Raw genomic sequence first — 17051 nt, forward strand, 5'->3', positions numbered from 1 at the left:
CCCTCAACTTGAGTACAAGTTTCAACCCTGACTCCAGGCAAGGCTAATAGATAGTCTAAATGGAAGCTCATAACGGTCAATGTATTAATAGGTACATTTTACACCATAAACTCAGGAGAGCCATTCCCAACTCAAAACTCTTTCATGACTAACACTTCGACTTCGCTTGGGGTGCAGCCTAACTAATAAATTCTGCCTTCTACCTTCTACCTTCCCTTTACAAATCCCGCCGCGACAGCAGAAACCAGATCCCACCCAAACCCAAAACACCGCACAAAACCCCGCCTTCCCACCCAAAAACAGTCCCCCCCGGCAAATGTCCAGGCTTTGCTTTAGAAGTAAAATTCAGCTCCGAATAGTATACCCACTGGCTGTTAACCCGCCAGCCCACTCGATCGCCAAACTTCTCCCAAACTGTAGCATCATAAACACCAGGCTTTCCCCCCAACTTTAGCCACAAACCCTTTTGCACAGAAAAACCAAATCTGCGGTGACTGTGCCGCACCCAAAGTTGATCGATAGTCTGCAAATCCTTAGCTGGAAACTTCCTAATATCTTCCTCGCTCAAATAACCCCGTGAAATTTGCTGCATCACCTCCAGCATTTTCACAGAAGTTTCCTCATCAGCACCCCGCCAATTTTTAGCAGCCAGCAGCCTTGCCAAGTGAGAATAATCAATACCTTTTTCCGACTCTAAATTCACAGAAACTAGCGGAGGAAGAGTCACAGGTTGAGTAGGAACAGAATGACTAACAACAGTTGCCTGCTGGGAATTTTCCAGCACGGGGACAACAACAACACGAGGTTTTAAAGCCTCCAGAACTTCCACAGCCGATTTGTAACGATCTTTAACATATTCCTGAATCAACTTATCCAAAACCCGGCCTAAATCCTCGCTAATTTGTGTTCCTTTTGGCAAAGCCTCCCTCCAAAGCCACCGGCCTTCAAGTGGATCGTAAAGGTCATCGTGAATGTCCCCATAGATATCCAGGTAAGGCATAACAGAAGTCAGCAAGCGGATGCAAGTCACCCCCAAACTATAAAGGTCGCTAGCAGGAACAGCCCTACCGTGACGCTGTTCAAGAGCCGCGTAGCCGGGAGTTCCCAACTTAGTTCCTGTTTTGGTCGGAGCAGCAGCTACTACCTGTTTAGAAACCCCAAAATCTATCAGCACTAACTTACGATCGCGAGATCTGCGGATCACATTCTCAGGCTTAATATCGCGGTGAATTACATTTCTGTCGTGAACAAACTTCAATAAAGGCAACAAGTCTAACAGCAGTTCGCAAGTTTTAATTTCGCTATAAGCACCGTAGTTATCTAACTCATCCTTTAAATTATTGCCATCAATAAACTCTTGGACTAAATACAAGCGTCCATCTTCCTCAAAATAAGAAATTAACTGAGGAATTTGCGGGTGCTTCAGTTCGTATAACCGCCTTGCCTCTTGTTCAAACAGTCGAACGTATTTTTTAAAATGACCGGGCTTCCGCTGAAATTCTTGAGGGGGTGATAACTGTTTTATCACGCACAATTCCTCAAATTTTCCATGATTAACAGCTCGAAAAGTCCTACCAAATCCCCCATCGCGCAGCGGCTCAGTTGCTGAATAAAGGTCTTTTAGCAGCAGCTTTGAACCACAATTAAGACAATACTTTGTGCCTGGTGGGTTCTGACGCTTGTCTCTTGGGCAATCGAGATTAAGGCAGTATGTCATATATTAAAAAAATGCGAACAAAATTATACTCAGGGTTTTATATTATTCAAGAGTCCGATCGCGAGCTGGTTTTTGTAGAGGCAAGACCTCGAACCTTACGGAGACGGCAGCCACCCTCGCCATCGGAGGGGGCGCTCTCACCAGACTGCCCCTGAGCAAGTATAACTCTCTTGAGGGTTGGACCTCAAACTCGAAGTCCATATCTAACCTTAGACTCCGCTCCGTGCAAAACATTTGATTTAGCGGTCAAAGAGCCACCAGATCAAACAGAAATAGTAATTTATTACCAGCCCCGTGAGTTCTGCAACGACAAAAAAACTGAGGATTCCGCCTGAGATATAATTTTATTGCCAGAGAGAAGCACCCTAACGGGAGCCACAGCTTCCGTCAAGTTCGATCTACTTTAATATCTTACCCGGATAATTTTTAACTTAACCAGGCATAATTAACAATCCAAAAATCCCCAACAAACGCACGTTAAAATCAATAATAGCTTCCTCGGACGCAATCCGAGCCAGACCAGACACTTAGCCAGTTTTCCCTGTTTCCTTTTTTCAGCTATTACCAGTTATATCTAATTCGATCGGTCTACTTAATTAGGAATCGCCAGTGACACCAAAACTACAGCCCTCTCCCACTCCAAACTCCCGCATAAAATCACCAAAAGTACCATGGTTCGAGCGGTTCATGGCACTGGTCGCCCTAGGAAATTTAAGTCTAGTATTATTTGACATAACTTACGTCCCCGGTCGAGATTTCTACCTCCGGCAACTGCCAGTTCTAACTCAAGTATACGACCCATTTAAAGGAATTAAACCCCACCGAGACACCCAGCAATATCTAGAAACCTTAGAAGAGTTAAAAATTCAAGTCGTGCAAACAGGGTTGCCCTCTCCCCAAGTAGCAGCAAAATTGCAGGAAATAAACAATCTGAGCGCGAAAATGATCGACGAAGATCCCTTTCGAGTAGCATCAAAAAGCGGCACCCTAGAAAAAATCAAAGACCGGATGCGCGATCGCGTCCCAAATCCGCAAGACTCCGCTAAAAAATCATTCCAAACATTCTGGAGTCCTGACTATTTAAACAAACAAGGCTGGCAAAAAGAAATCAAGTGGTTTGACACCAAAATCAAGCCATTAATCGCCACTAACTATTACCGCGAGATCGGAGAAAACGGCGAATTTACCGATAAATTCTGGCAAATCGACCTGCCATTCATTGCCATATTCGCGATCGAATTTCTCGCCCGTACCTACTTGATCGGCCGCCGTCACCGCAGCGTCACTTGGCGAGCAGCCATGCTCTGGCGATGGTACGACATCTTCCTGCTGCTCCCATTCTGGCGCCTGTTGCGAATATTACCCGTCACAATTCGCATCCACCAAGCCAAAATGCCAGATCTCCAACCCATACGCACCCAAATCAGCCGAGGTTTCGTCGCCAACTTCGCCCAAGAATTGACCGAAGTTGTAGTAATTCAACTCATCAACCAGATGCAACAATCAATTACCACAGGCGAACTCGCTCGTCAACTATTTCAATCTAAAAAACAGCGCTATCTAGACATCAACAATATCAATGAAATAGAAGCGATCGCCACCCATCTAGTCCAAATAACCGTCTACAAAGTCCTCCCGCAACTCCAACCCGACCTAGAAGCCCTCCTCCGGTACAATATTGAAACCTTCCTCAAACAATCCCCCCTGTATGAAGGATGGAAGCAAGTACCCGGCCTGGGAAACCTGCCTCGACAGCTAGCAGAGCAATTAGTTGCAGAACTTTCAAAATTAGCCACCCTCGGCCCCCAAGATGCCTACGAAGCCTTCAAAATCGCCAGCGAAGACCCCATAAGCATCAAACTCTCCAGCCAGCTAGTCCAACATTTCGGGCAAGCTTTAGGAACGGAACTGCAACAGCAGCAAACCTGGCAAGAAATACAACTGCTGCTGTGCGACTTCCTAGAAGAGTTTAAAATCAACTACATTCAGCGGTTGAGCGAAGAAGACTTCGAGAAAATTTTAGAACAAGCCAAAGAATTGCAACGGATAGCCCCGCGTTAGGGCAAGTCTCCCCAGGTGATGCCCCCTTGGTAGCGGTACAAGACCACTTCCACGAATAACCAATTGTAAGCAGACTGTCCCACCCACATCACCTTCACGTCGCCGCCACAAATCTTCGATCCTTTCCCACTGTTAATCCCGTAGGGCATAACGGCGACTTGTCATGCCGAGCGAATCCTTCTAGTCGGCTATATCTCTCCTTTACATCAACTGATGACAAACCCTAGCCTCTCGGATTTGAAGAACCTTAAAATCCTTGCCAGCCATGTGTTCACCTCTAATACCAAATTCACTATTAAGCTGAGATAGTGTCGCAGAATTAAAAGAATAGCCTCAGCTTTCTCCTCTGTTATAATCCCCTCTGCTCCAGCGCTCTACTTATTTTTTTCTTCTCCAATTAGCAATTAGCAATTACCCTGCTGTAACTCTTGCAAATGAAACTTGCGGGAATTGTAAAGTTTCATTTGCGATCGGCATTCTCTACGAGAGTCATCTGCAGGGTTGTGCATCAAATCTTCAGCGCGGTAGTGAGTTAGACCGCCGTTACGGTTCTCAGCGGCCTGCGTGTCATTTTTTTAGCGAGAAAGGTCAATTTTTTTTAGACGTATATTATATCACTTTATATGTAAGTTTGATGAAATTATACTTTTTAGTAGCACTGTGTAAAGTAAAGTTAAAAACTACTACAAATATCTCTAAACGAGGTAATCTATTAGATAGGATTTCTAACTGCTTTGGTAAGCGATAAAAAATTACAACGGCTATAAAAAATAAGGCGCGTCAGCATTTTAAGTCAGCTATAATTATAAAGCTTTCAGGGAAAATACGTAAGTAGCAATGCTTGTTCAAGTAAATTACTTTCTAAAAATTTACACTAACTCTTATAAATTGCTTTTCAATATATATTTCCTCAGCCTCATTTCACTAAATCCACTGAAAATTTTCAGCCAACTCGTTACCCCAGGAGTAACACCAATCAATGTCACAGACCTCTCCAACCACTTTCCTGTCAAACCGTTCAAAAAAAAAGGTGTCCCTGCGCCTGATTTTAGTATTGCCATTCGTCGTGCAAATCTTTGCTGCCGTCGGACTCACTGGCTGGCTCTCCTTACGCAACGGGCAAAAAGCAGTCAACGAAGTTGCTAGCCAGTTGCGGAGTGAAATTACGGCCCGCATCCAGCAGCAGCTCAACACTTACCTAGACACAGCCCCTCGCGTCAATCAACTGAATGCCAATGCCATTCGACTAGGATACTTAAATCCAGACGATTTGGAGAGTACGGAGCGCTATTTGTGGGAGCAAATTCAAGCCTTTCCTTCTCTGCCCAATATGGGTTTTGCTACTAAAACTGGAGAATTCATTGCCATTGAACGCCAAGAGAATGGCAAAGTAGTTTTTAAAATAGCAGACAAAGAGCATCGCAATGAACTTCATATTTATGAATCTGATAGCAAAGGCAATCAAACGAAGCTTTTAAAAATCTCCCGCAACTACAATATACTCACCCGTTCATGGTATAAAGACAGTGTACGCTTAGGCAAGCCCACATGGAGCGAAATTTTTTCGCTTACAGGTCAGAAAACGCTCTCGCTTCCTGCCGGACATCCTGTTTATGACGAAAGTGGCGAACTGCGCGGGGTATTCGTTGCTAATTTTCTGATCTCTTTCATCAGTGACTTCCTGCACAGCTTAAATATCGGTCGTTCAGGACAAACATTCATTATGGAACGTTCTGGACTCCTAGTAGCCAGTTCAACTCTCAAAGAAGCATTTATCACCAACAATGACAAGCTCGATCGCCTGAATGCTTTAGAGAGCACAGATGATTTAATTCGGCTGACAACAGCGCATTTAAAAGAACACTTTGGCAACCTCACTAAAATTAATAGCTCTCAGCAATTAGATTTTACGATCGCCGGCCAGCGGCAATTTCTCCAAGTTATGCCCTTTCAGGATAGCCGAGGATTGGACTGGCTGATCGTCGTCGTAGTTCCTGAAAGCGATTTCATGGATCAAATTAACGCCAATACCCAGACTACCATTTTGTTGTGTTTCGGAGCCTTGGCGCTGGCTACCGTTTTGGGAATCTTAACCGCACGCTGGATTACCAGCCCGATTCTCCATTTGAGCGCAGCTTCTAGAGCGATCGCCAGTGGCGACTTAGAGAAAAATGTGCAGGTAAAAGGTGTAGAAGAACTAGAAGTTCTGGGGCAGTCTTTCAACCTTATGGCACAACATTTGCGCGAATCCTTTGAGGCGCTAGCCAAGACCAATTCCGAGCTAGAAATCCGAGTAGAAGAACGCACCGCTGAACTCACGGAAGCCAAACAAATCGCTGATAGTGCCAACCAAGCTAAAAGTGAATTTTTAGCGAATATGAGTCACGAATTGAGAACACCACTTAATGGAATTTTAGGATACGCTCAAATCCTAGAACGCTCAAAAACGATGGCTCCGAAGGAACTCCAAGGCATCAGTATTATTCACCAGTGTGGCTCCCACCTGCTAACCCTGATCAATGACATCTTAGACCTCGCTAAAATAGAAGCCCAGAAATTGGAACTATACGCGAAAGATTTCCATTTTCCTTCCTTTTTGCAGGGAGTCGCAGAAATCTGCCGCATCCGAGCCGAACAAAAAGGAATTGCTTTTGTTTATCAACCCAGTTCTGACCTGCCTGCTGGCATCTACGCTGACGAGAAACGCTTACGACAGATACTAATTAACTTACTGAGCAATGCAATTAAGTTTACCGATGGTGGACGAGTGACTTTTAAGATAGAACATCTGGAAAAAGGGACAGGCGAAAAGGTACAAAGCCATCGGCAAAAGGTAGCCTCACCAATTCACAAAATTCGGTTTCAAATAGAAGATACTGGCGTTGGTATGACACCAGAACAATTAAAAAAAATATTTTTGCCTTTTGAACAAGTAGGAGACAGCAATCGTCAGGCGGAAGGAACCGGACTCGGTTTAACAATTAGCCAGAAAATTGTCGAAATGATGGGTAGTAGCATTCAAGTAAAAAGTCAGTCACGAACAGGCAGTGTTTTTTGGCTAGATTTGGAGTTACCGGAAGCGGCAGACTGGGCAAATACAGCCACGATTGCCAAGCAAAGAAAGCTGGTTGGCTACCAAGGTAGAAAGCAGAAAGTTTTGGTTGTGGATGACAAATGGGAAAACCTCTCGGTCATTGTGAATCTCCTGGAACCCCTCGGCTTTGAAGTAACCGAAGCTAAAAACGGTCAAGAAGGTTTAGAAAAAATAGAAGAGTTTAAGTTTGATCTGATTATCACTGACTTGGTGATGCCAGTGTTAGATGGCTTTGAGATGATGCGCCGTATCCGAAATTTGTCACACTATAAAGACGTGGCAATCATTGCTTCATCTGCCAGTGTATTTGCTACCGATCAACATAAAAGTTTGGAGGGGGGAGCCAACGATTTTCTCGGTAAGCCTGTGCAGGCAGAAGAGCTATTTGAGATGTTGCAAAAGTATTTAAAACTTGAATGGATATATGACGAACGAAAAAATGAAAAAATCAGCAATATTCCATTTTCCTCTGATCCTCAATCACTTTCTGAATCCAATTCTGTAGTTGCTCCCCCGCCAGGAGAAATTGAACTCCTACTTGAACTGGCGATGAGAGGCAACGTGAAAGGAATTGTGAAGCGCACTGAGCACATAGAGAAATTGGATCAGAAATTTGTGTCCTTTGCTGTTGAGCTGCGCCAGTTAGCCCAAGGCTATCAAGTCAAAAAAATAAAAGAGTTTATTACATCCCACAGAATAGAAAAAGAATGAAGGCAGCAAATATGGAAACAAGTAGCATCTTAATCGTCGATGATAATCCTAGCAATCTGGACGTGCTTTCTGAAGCTTTAGCGGGTTCGGGATGGGAAATATTGGTAGCAACTGATGGCGAAACTGCCATCGAACAGGCTGAATATAGTCAACCTGATTTGATTCTGTTAGATGTGATGATGCCAGGAATTGACGGGTTTGAAACCTGTCATCGGCTGAAGGCAAGTCCGTTGACTAACGAAATTTCGGTAATTTTTATGACGGCTCTTTCTGACGTAGGAGATAAGGTCAAAGGTTTTAATCTAGGGGCTGTGGATTACATTACTAAGCCCTTTGAACAAAAGGAGGTGTTAGCTCGCGTCAACCTCCATTTAAAGCTGCGTTCTCTTACTAAAATTCTTGCCGATCAAAATCTGGTACTCAAACGGGAAATAGAAGAAAGGCTCGCAGCAGAAGCAGCGTTACATCAGCTCGCGCAGGAGTTAGAAAAACGGGTGGAAGAACGAACGGCTGAACTTTCTCAAGCTTTGGATAATCTTAAAAAAGCTCAAGTGCAAATCGTTCAAAGTGAAAAGATGGCTTGTCTGGGTCAACTTGTAGCTGGGGTAGCTCACGAAATTAACAATCCAGTTAGTTTTATATCCAATAATATTCCGATTGCTAAGGAATATATTGCAGATTTGATCGAGATGACTCGGCTTTGCCAGCACAACTTTACTTCGACATCAGAACTTGAGGATAAGTCCCAGGAGATTGAGTTAGATTTTATTGTTGAAGATTTGCCCAAAATTATTGATTCAATGGCGGTAGGAACAGAGCGACTTTACAATCTTTCTAAGTCACTGCGTAATTTTTCTCGCTTGGATACATCGGCACTAACGCCAGTGAATATTCACGATGGGCTAGATAGTACCTTATTAATTTTAGGGCATCGACTGAAACCTAAAGGAAGTTTCCCAGGAATTGCAGTGATTAAAGAGTATGGGGAATTGCCGCTAGTAGAGTGTTATCCGGGGCAACTAAATCAGGTGTTTATGAATATATTGGCGAATGGAATTGATGCTTTAGAAGAGTCTACGATCAGTTGTCCGCTGTGCGGGGAAAAGAAACAGAGCAATGACACTCCACAGATTCGGATCTGCACGGAAATGCTTCAGGATGACAGAGTGGTGATTCGGATTGCTGATAATGGGGTTGGCATAACTCAGGAAGTAATGCAGCATTTATTCACGCCGATGTTTACTACTAAATCAGTAGGTAAAGGGACAGGTTTAGGTTTGTCTATTAGCCGTGAGATCGTAGAACGAAAACATGGTGGTAAGCTGACTTGCATTTCCTCGCCCGAATGGGGGGTAGAGTTTGTAATTGAGCTTCCAATTCAGCATTAGTAATGGGGATTTTTGAGGGTTAATCTTAGTTTTGCTGTTTTGTCAATATATCGTTAATCTTGCGATCGCCCCTGTCTAATCTACCAATCACCCTCACTGTCAAGCTCTTCACCCCCTATCAAGAAGCAGAGGGCTGGTCCGAACTGAAATTAGAATTTCCCAAAGAAACTCCCGTATCGCAAGCCCTAGAAGGCCTGAGTGCCACTTCCCCACTGTTCGAGGGGCGATCGCACCGGCTTCGGTATCAAGCAGGAATTGGCCCTCGCCCCACTCCAAAACGGTGATGAAGTCGTCCTCATTCCCTCTGTCAGCTCTCACCCTCTGCCCTCGGACACTCCCCCGATGGCGATCGGTTTGTCACCGGGCGGGCGATCGAGCTAAACTGAGAAGTGAGGCCTCCCTTCGATCAAGAAGAAGCCCTCAAACTTCTTGGAAGAAATTGTTTTACCTAGGAGTGGGTCAAGCCCACTTTTTTTGTTGCATTAGTCGCAGGAAAAGAGCTCAGGGCGTCTGATTTGCAAGTTGAGGACTGATTTAGTAGGGGTACCCCCCCGCTTGAGATCCCCTGCTGGGATGTTGGGTAAGTCCCAAAGTTGAAGACGAAAGTCGCAGCCACCTAATCAAACCACCTCAAAGCCAAGCAATCTCAACACCAAATTTTTCCTTGCCCGTGTCCGAGTTTAGGAGTTTTAACTTAAGTATTCGATATGACTCATCCCCTAATCCCACAAATCATTGACTTAGCTACCCCCGTTGCGGAAACACTGGGATTGGAAGTAGTGGGAGCAGTGTTTCACACCAACCAAAATCCTCCCGTCTTGCGGGTAGACATCCGCAACCTCCAACAAGACACTGGTTTAGCCGACTGCGAGCGCATGAGCACAGCCCTCGATGCTGAGTTAGAGGCAGCCGACATCATACCCGATGCCTACGTGCTAGAGATTTCCAGTCCCGGAATATCCCGATTGCTCAGCAGCGATCGAGAATTTATTACCTTTAAAGGTTTCCCCGTGACAGCCAAAACCACCGAACCCGACTCGCGAATCAAAGAGTGGAAAGGACTACTCCTGGGCCGGGATGAAACAGCGGTTTATCTCAATCAAAAAGGGCGACAGGTTAAAATTCCCCGCCCTCAGATTGTCAAAGTTGAACTAGACGAAGGAAAGGAGATGTAAAGGGAAATTTTGAGTTTTGAGTTTTGAGTTTTGAGTTTTGAGTTTTGAGATTGCCTCGCAGCAAGCTGAAAACGCTTGGCTGCGAGTTAATTTTTAACAATCCTATCTGTAGCAGCGGGTTGAATAGGAATAACAAATAAATTGTTACAGCACCGAGTTCCCCTAATCCTATTCAGTAACTCATCACTCCTCTGTCATCACTTTTTCTTGAAAATTTCCAAGTACGAATTACCGATTACCAGTTACTTATTACACAGCAAAAAAGGAGAGTTTTATATGTCAATGGTTCCCCTGCCCGGACTAAAAGAAATGGTCGAAGGTATTAGCAAAGAACGCAATTTACCCAAACACGCAGTCCAAGCAGCCTTGCGAGAAGCCCTGCTCAAAGGATACGAACGCTACCGCCGTACCCAAAAACTCGATCACTTCAGCGAAGAATACTTCGACAACTTTGATGTAGAACTCGATGCCGAACAAGAAGGTTTCCGCGTTTTAGCCAACAAAACTATTGTCGAAGAAGTCATCAATCCCGATCACGAAATCTCACTTTCCGAAGTGCAAGAAGTAGCCACGGAAGCTCAGCCTGGCAGCATTGTGCTCGTAGACGTAACACCAAATCAAAAAGAATTTGGTCGCATGGCCGCCATCCAGACCAAACAAGTTCTCGCTCAAAAACTGCGCGACCAACAGCGCAAAATGATTCAAGAAGAGTTTAAAGATTTAGAAGAAACTGTTCTTCAAGCCAGAGTGCTCAGGTTTGAGAGGCAGTCGGTAATTTTAGCAGTTACCAGCAGCTTCGGTCAGCCAGAAGTAGATGCCGAACTCCCTAAGCGCGAACAGTTGCCCAACGACAATTATCGGGCAAACGCTACATTCAAGGTTTATCTCAAAAAGGTAGGCGAAGGCTCAACTCGTGGGCCGCAGTTACTTGTTTCTAGAGCCGACGCAGGTTTGGTGGTTTACCTGTTTGCTAACGAAGTACCAGAAATAGAAGACGGGGTGGTGAGGATTGTCGCCGTAGCCAGGGAGGCAAATCCGCCCTCCCGGCACGTCGGCCCCCGGACTAAAATAGCAGTTGATACTCTCGATCGCGACGTAGACCCCGTAGGAGCCTGCATCGGAGCGCGGGGATCGCGGATTCAGGTAGTAGTCAACGAATTGCGCGGCGAAAAAATCGACGTGATCCGCTGGTCTCCAGACCCAGCAACTTATATTGCTAACGCTCTGAGTCCCGCTAGAGTAGATGAAGTGCGTTTAGTTGCTCCAGAAGGCAGGAGAGCTCACATTTTGGTCGCTGAAGACCAACTCAGTCTTGCCATTGGCAAAGAAGGTCAGAACGTCCGCCTCGCAGCCCGCCTAACAGGTTGGAAAATCGATATCAAAGATATTGCTAAGTACGATCGCGCGGCCGAAGACAGCAAATTGGCAGCAGAAGCAACTAGGCTCGAAGAACTAGCAGGCGACTACGATGCTGACGAAGCGGGGGACTACGACGGCGACGAGGAAACCGCAGAATTTGAGGAAGAGGAGGCAGCCGCCACGGAGGAAACCGAAGCCGCAGTCTAAAAACTGTGACATTTACCGAAGAAGAATTGAGAATTCAGGAGCCAGAATCCAGAATGGGTTCTGTGCGACAGGATGGAGGATCGAGGTTGAAAGTCCCCGATTAAAATCGGGGATCGCAAAAATTTTTTCCGTGACTGTTGCCCCTGACTTGGGGCATAGCGTATTTTGAATTCTGAATTCTTTCTTCTGAGTCCTTGTCATAAGATTTTCTCTCTTCGGGACACAAGCAGGACTTGTCCGCTAATCCCCTCTCTCCCCCTACTCCCCCTCTCACAAGAAATGAAACCGAACTACCGGTGCTGTGCAAGTTGTCGAAAAATAGCTCCTAAGGAAGCTTTTTGGCGAGTAGTCAGGCTCTATCCTTCTCATCAGGTACAATTAGATCGTGGCATGGGCCGTTCTGCTTACCTTTGTCGGGAAACAGAATGCCTCAAAGCAGCTCAGAAAAAAAATCGACTTGGGCGATCGCTCAAAGCGCCTGTGTCTGACGAACTGTACCAAACACTTTGGCAGCGTTTAGCCACATCTGACTGTACATCTTACTCTGGCTCACCCGGATGAAAAACCGACAATAGTTCGGCATCGACTGTATAAACCCTCTTGGCAGCCCTACCAGTAATTACCGGTAGCGCCAGCTATAAAACCCCAATCCGATCTGCCCACCAGTCTGGAAAGATTTGTGTCAGATTAGATAAGGGTAGGGTACTAGCAGAGGTATCCTCAAGGTGGAAAGGCAAACTTTGAAGCTTGAGAGAGTGGGTTTTGCCAAAACTCAGACTTCGGAGTTCCAAGTTGCCAAACAGACTTGAGAATTCTTCAACCGCAGACTTCAGCGAGTTGCATCTTTCTAGATAAAATTGCTGAGAGAGTACCGCAACCCCGATTCCTGACACTGAATCAATCACACCGAATGATGTCGTCATTAGCACAAAAAATCACAATGTAAAAACTGGTTGGCATAAAAGAGGGCAGAGTGGATGAACAACGGCAAAGTAAGAATTTACGAATTATCACGGGAACTAAATTTGGATAATAAAGACATCTTGGCAGTATGCGAGCGGCTCAATATTTCAGTCAAGAGCCACAGCAGCACAATTACAGAATCCGAAGCAGAGCGCATTCGCAAAACGGCGGAAAAATACGTAGCCAGTAGCCACTCTTCCCCCGGCAAGCCAGCTCCACCCGAAAGAGCAGCAGCGCCATCTAGAGAATCTGGCCCTCACCCTAACGACCAACAAAAAAAGCAGCAAATTTTAGAAATACGCAGTCCAAAAGTACGGCCGGCTGGTGCTTCCTCCCAGCCTGCAGGCAACGAGGAGAACAAAAACCAGCCCGCGGCAACCGTGGCAACTCCTCCCAAGTCGCCTGCAGCTCAACAACTCCAGCCTCCAGCTAAACCGAATATCAATAGACCTGTACTGTCGAAGCCAAATGTCGCAGTCTCCGCAGCTCCGTCAGAAGTGTCGGAAAATGTAGGTGCGATCGCCCCGGAAACCACCGCCCAGGCTCAGGCACCTGCGGCACCTCAACCGCCGTCGGAAAAGGCTCCAGATCGCATCCCGCAACCGCCGATCGCCCCTCCCGCGCCTTCGGCAAAACTCACGTCGCCGCCAGTCAGAGCGGCGTCCGAGTCGGCTAGCCGTAACCCACAAAGTCTGGGAAACAAGCCGGTACTCAAACTTGCCAAAACCGAGCAAGAGCAATCACAACATTCAGAAACTCTGGAAGCGCCGGCTAAACCGAGTCGCCCCAGCCGACCAGCACCGGGATCTGCTACCGAATCTCGCGACGCACAAAGACCGCGCCGGGAAGGCGCTGGTGGCCCAGTCAAAACTCAACTGGCAGATCGACCCCAGCCGGGTGGCCCGCGCCGGAGCCTTGCCCCCGCAACGTCAGCTACCGGGCTGCGTAGCCGCGGCGGTGACACCGGAGCCGCAGGGGATGACACGGATGACAATGAAGAAGATAATACGCCGTTGCTGGAGATTCCTCTCCTCAGCAGGCCAACTCTTCCTCGTCCTGCCAAAAAGACATCAGTCATTTGGGAAGAAGATGATGACGAAAACTCAGATGCGGCAAAAGCTGCCAAGGCTGTTAAGGCAAAACGTTCTCGCCTCAAACCCATAGACGAGGATGACGATGACTTAGAAAACGGCTTGGATCTGCCAGCACCAGTCACGGTCAGCCTGTCCCTAGCCCGCCCAGCTAAAGCGAAGGGACAAGCAGCACCCAAGTCAACACCAACTCCGGGCGCACCCGGCAGCAGCGGAAAAAATAAGAGACCAGGCCCTTCTCACGATAAAAGTTCTTCTTCGGGTTCGAGCGGGGGACGCGGCAACCGGGGCAAAACAGCCGAAGCTAAGGTAGAACGTCCAGAAAAGCTGCTGCTGAGCAGGCCGATGACCGTTCAAGAACTAGCACTTAGTCTGGCTGTTCCCGAAACCGAAATTATTAAGCGGCTTTTCTCTAAAGGAATTGCGGTAAATATTACCGAAACCCTGGACATTCCAGCGGTGAGGATGGTAGCCGAAGAAATGGGCGTAGAGGTGGAAACCCCAGAAAAAGTAGCCCCAGCTATCAAAGTGATCGAGATGCTGGATGCAGCGGATTTGGAATACCTCGAACGCCGTCCGCCAGTTGTAACGATTATGGGCCACGTGGATCACGGCAAAACTACCTTGCTGGACTCGATCCGCAAAACCAAGGTGGCTCAGGGAGAAGCTGGGGGGATTACCCAGCACATCGGTGCTTACCACGTGGATGTGGAACACGAAGGCAAGAGCCAGCAGGTGGTATTTTTGGATACGCCCGGTCACGAAGCCTTTACAGCGATGCGGGCTCGGGGAACACGGGTTACGGACATCGCCATCTTGGTGGTGGCGGCGGACGACGGCGTGCGACCCCAGACAATTGAAGCGATCAGCCACGCGAAAGCGGCGAAAGTGCCAATTGTCGTGGCTATCAATAAAGTTGACAAGGAGGGTGCTCAGCCGGAACGGGTGAAGCAAGAGCTTACTGAGTACGGCTTGGTCGCAGATGACTGGGGCGGCGATATCACTATGGTTCCAGTCAGCGCGATCCGAGGCGAAAACCTGGATACGCTGTTGGAAATGATTCTGACAGTGGCGGAAATGGAAGACCTCAACGCCAACCCGCACCGACCGGCTAAGGGTACGGTGATTGAAGCTCACCTCGACAAGGCAAGGGGGCCTGTGGCAACTCTGCTGGTGCAGAACGGTACTCTGCGAGTGGGCGATATTGTGGTCGCAGGCTCGGCTTTGGGCAAGGTGCGCGCCATGATCGATGACCGGGGCGATCGCGTAGAGCAAGCAACTCCATCCTTCGCGGTGGAAGTGCTGGGGCTGCGGGAAGTTCCTCGCGCCGGAGACGAGTTTGATGTCTTCGCAAACGAAAAAGAAGCTGCGGCGATCGCCTCTGGAAGAGCTACCTCTCAACGAGATTCCCGCCTGCTGCAAGGCGGCCGGATCAGCCTCAGCGGCTTCTCTCAACAAGCTAAGGAAGGCGTTCTCAAGGAACTAAACTTGATCTTGAAGGCAGATGTCCAAGGCTCCCTCGAAGCAATTGTCGGCGCTCTGACTCAACTTCCTCAAAAAGAAGTTCAACTCCGACTGCTGCTATCTGCTCCTGGGGAAATTACTGAAACGGATATTGACCTCGCAGCAGCCAGTAATGCTGTAATTATTGGGTTCAATACTACTCTCGCCACCGACGCTCGCCTCGCGGCTGACCAAGCGGGGGTAGACGTGCGGGAATACAGCATCATCTACAACCTCTTGGATGACATTCAAGGGGCTATGGAAGGCCTGCTGGAACCCGAATTGGTGGAAGAACCTTTGGGTCAAGTCGAAGTGCGCGCTGTCTTTGCGATCGGTCGCGGGGCTGTGGCTGGATGTATGGTACTCTCTGGCAAAGTCATCCGTAACTGTAAGGTGCGGGTGCGCCGGGGCAACAATGTCGTTTACGAAGGTGTCCTCGACTCCCTAAAACGGATGAAGGAAGATGCCAAGGAAGTCAATGCTGGCTTTGAATGCGGCATTTCCTTGAGCGGGTTTAGCGACTGGGCGGAGGGGGATATGATTGAAGCCTACCGGATGGTTACTAAACGCCGGACTCTCTCTCAATAGTTTTGAGTTGTGAGTGTTGAGTGGGAAGAGAATTTTGGAGCGATCGCAACCAAATTGCCGATCGCTCGCAACTCTTCTCTTCACTCAATACTCCCAAACTCATCACTCGCAACTTGGGTTTTTAACTTAGTAGCAGAAGGAAGAAGATTTTAGTTATCGAGGAAAGAATGAAGAAGCAATAAAAGCAAAGATGTTAGCAATTAACAAGGTCATAATTATCTTGGATGTTGCTGAAAATTCAAAATTTAAAACTAAAATAAGACTTACGCAAATCAACCGAGTTTCCTCCCAAAACGCTCGGTTTGACCGTTAGAAATGTACTCTTCGCACCTGGTTTCTGGGTCAAGAGTGCGTCCCAGACTCTCAAAATTCAAAACTCATAACTCATAACTCATAATTATTTAAAGTGCGTTCTTTTTGGTCAGATCCTTTTTTGTGGATTCACCTTTCTGGGGCTGCTACACTGCCGATTTTCCTGGGACTGTGCTTGCTGGGACTCGCAGTGGGTTCTCCCCTGCTCCCTGTCTGGTTAGAAATATTTTTAGTAGCTGTAGCAGGTATTTTTCCTGTGCTGTGGATGCAGTGGTTCCGCCCTTTTTACATTTTTAGTATTTTAGTTGTGGCAGTAAAACCGCAGAATTTAACTTCTGTGCAGCACCGGCTTCTGACTCGGTTTAAAACTAAGTTAAATCAAGGCATCGCTCTTTTTGTAGCTGTTTTGCTGGCAGTAATTTTGTGGCAGCTTTACCGATGGGCCCCCCTGGCGGCTTCGGTGGCTCCCTTTCCTCCTTCCTGGCGGTGGGCTGGATTGTTGTTGGCAGTTGCTGCTTTTTTAGCCAGCAATTTGTTTTTGCAGGTATCTGCTAGTGTCATGGCGGTTTTGCTGACGCCGGAATTAGAATTTGCAGCGACAAAGCCTCATGTTTTAGAAAAAATTCGGCAGGATTTTACGATCGCGCCTTGGCAAGTCGATCGACTTTTGCCGGCTTTGGCAGCCGAGACAACTGTCGCTGTGGCTGCACCCGCAGAGTCAATTGGGCCAGCATCCGGCATAGGGAACTTGTCAGTCGGCAGTATTGTCAACCCAACACCTGCTGACAACAACGGCGTTACATCTCTACCCGAAGACTGGAGCGAAAAAAAGTGAAAGAAAAAATTAAGAGGGGGACAATTGTAGTTTAAGCTACTTTAATT

The 17051-nt window shown here is 47.1% G+C and carries 11 protein-coding genes and 1 pseudogene; 9 read left to right on the forward strand and 3 right to left on the reverse strand.

The features are described 5' to 3' along the window. Positions 1-217 precede the first annotated feature (217 nt). The gene (locus QUA45_RS02625) at positions 218-1717 is read right to left on the reverse strand and encodes a GUN4 domain-containing protein (RefSeq protein WP_333219246.1); all 1500 of its coding nucleotides are present in this window, start codon (positions 1715-1717) and stop codon (positions 218-220) included. A 687-nt stretch (positions 1718-2404) separates the two neighbouring features. On the opposite strand from QUA45_RS02625, the gene QUA45_RS02630 reads away from it, so the two are divergent. Further along, the gene (locus QUA45_RS02630; RefSeq protein ID WP_333219248.1) at positions 2405-3778 is read left to right on the forward strand and encodes a hypothetical protein; all 1374 of its coding nucleotides are present in this window, start codon (positions 2405-2407) and stop codon (positions 3776-3778) included. On the opposite strand, the pseudogene QUA45_RS02635 reads toward QUA45_RS02630, so the two are convergent. Continuing rightward, positions 3778-3898, reverse strand: a pseudogene (locus QUA45_RS02635) (IS5/IS1182 family transposase); the annotation flags it as partial. The gene QUA45_RS02630 and the pseudogene QUA45_RS02635 overlap by 1 nt on opposite strands. 859 nt (positions 3899-4757) lie before the next feature. On the opposite strand from QUA45_RS02635, the gene QUA45_RS02640 reads away from it, so the two are divergent. The 6 genes from QUA45_RS02640 to QUA45_RS02665 all read left to right on the forward strand — a co-directional run bounded on the left by QUA45_RS02640 (position 4758) and on the right by QUA45_RS02665 (position 12273). Beyond that, positions 4758-7583, forward strand: coding sequence for an ATP-binding protein (locus QUA45_RS02640; protein ID WP_333219250.1), 2826 nt, complete (start codon positions 4758-4760; stop codon positions 7581-7583). Beyond that, on the forward strand, positions 7580-8971 hold the full coding sequence (locus tag QUA45_RS02645; protein ID WP_333219252.1) for a response regulator: 1392 nt from the start codon (positions 7580-7582) through the stop codon (positions 8969-8971). Before QUA45_RS02640 ends, QUA45_RS02645 begins: the two co-directional genes overlap by 4 nt. Before the next feature lie 198 nt (positions 8972-9169). Further along, positions 9170-9352: a hypothetical protein gene (locus QUA45_RS02650; RefSeq protein ID WP_333095986.1), complete on the forward strand. Its 183-nt coding sequence runs from the start codon at positions 9170-9172 to the stop codon at positions 9350-9352. A gap of 326 nt (positions 9353-9678) precedes the next feature. Then, entirely contained in the window at positions 9679-10146 is a 468-nt protein-coding gene (gene rimP, locus QUA45_RS02655; protein ID WP_333040953.1) for a ribosome maturation factor RimP, read from the forward strand. 276 nt (positions 10147-10422) lie between these two features. Next, a complete protein-coding gene (gene nusA, locus QUA45_RS02660; RefSeq protein WP_333095988.1) occupies positions 10423-11712 on the forward strand; it encodes a transcription termination factor NusA in 1290 nt (429 codons plus the stop codon). 279 nt (positions 11713-11991) lie between these two features. Further along, positions 11992-12273: a YlxR family protein gene (locus QUA45_RS02665; protein WP_333066666.1), complete on the forward strand. Its 282-nt coding sequence runs from the start codon at positions 11992-11994 to the stop codon at positions 12271-12273. A gap of 74 nt (positions 12274-12347) precedes the next feature. On the opposite strand, the gene QUA45_RS02670 is transcribed toward QUA45_RS02665, so the two are convergent. Continuing rightward, the gene (locus QUA45_RS02670) at positions 12348-12635 is read right to left on the reverse strand and encodes a hypothetical protein (protein ID WP_333077133.1); all 288 of its coding nucleotides are present in this window, start codon (positions 12633-12635) and stop codon (positions 12348-12350) included. Between the two features lie 54 nt (positions 12636-12689). On the opposite strand from QUA45_RS02670, the gene infB reads away from it, so the two are divergent. Then, positions 12690-15857, forward strand: a complete 3168-nt coding sequence (gene infB, locus QUA45_RS02675; RefSeq protein ID WP_333095989.1) for a translation initiation factor IF-2 — start codon at positions 12690-12692, stop codon at positions 15855-15857. A 433-nt stretch (positions 15858-16290) separates the two neighbouring features. After that, the gene (locus tag QUA45_RS02680; protein ID WP_333219254.1) at positions 16291-17004 is read left to right on the forward strand and encodes a low-complexity tail membrane protein; all 714 of its coding nucleotides are present in this window, start codon (positions 16291-16293) and stop codon (positions 17002-17004) included. The last annotated feature ends 47 nt before the right edge of the window (positions 17005-17051 follow it).

The organism is Microcoleus sp. Pol12A5 (genome assembly GCF_036701435.1).
Lineage (GTDB): Bacteria > Cyanobacteriota > Cyanobacteriia > Cyanobacteriales > Microcoleaceae > Microcoleus.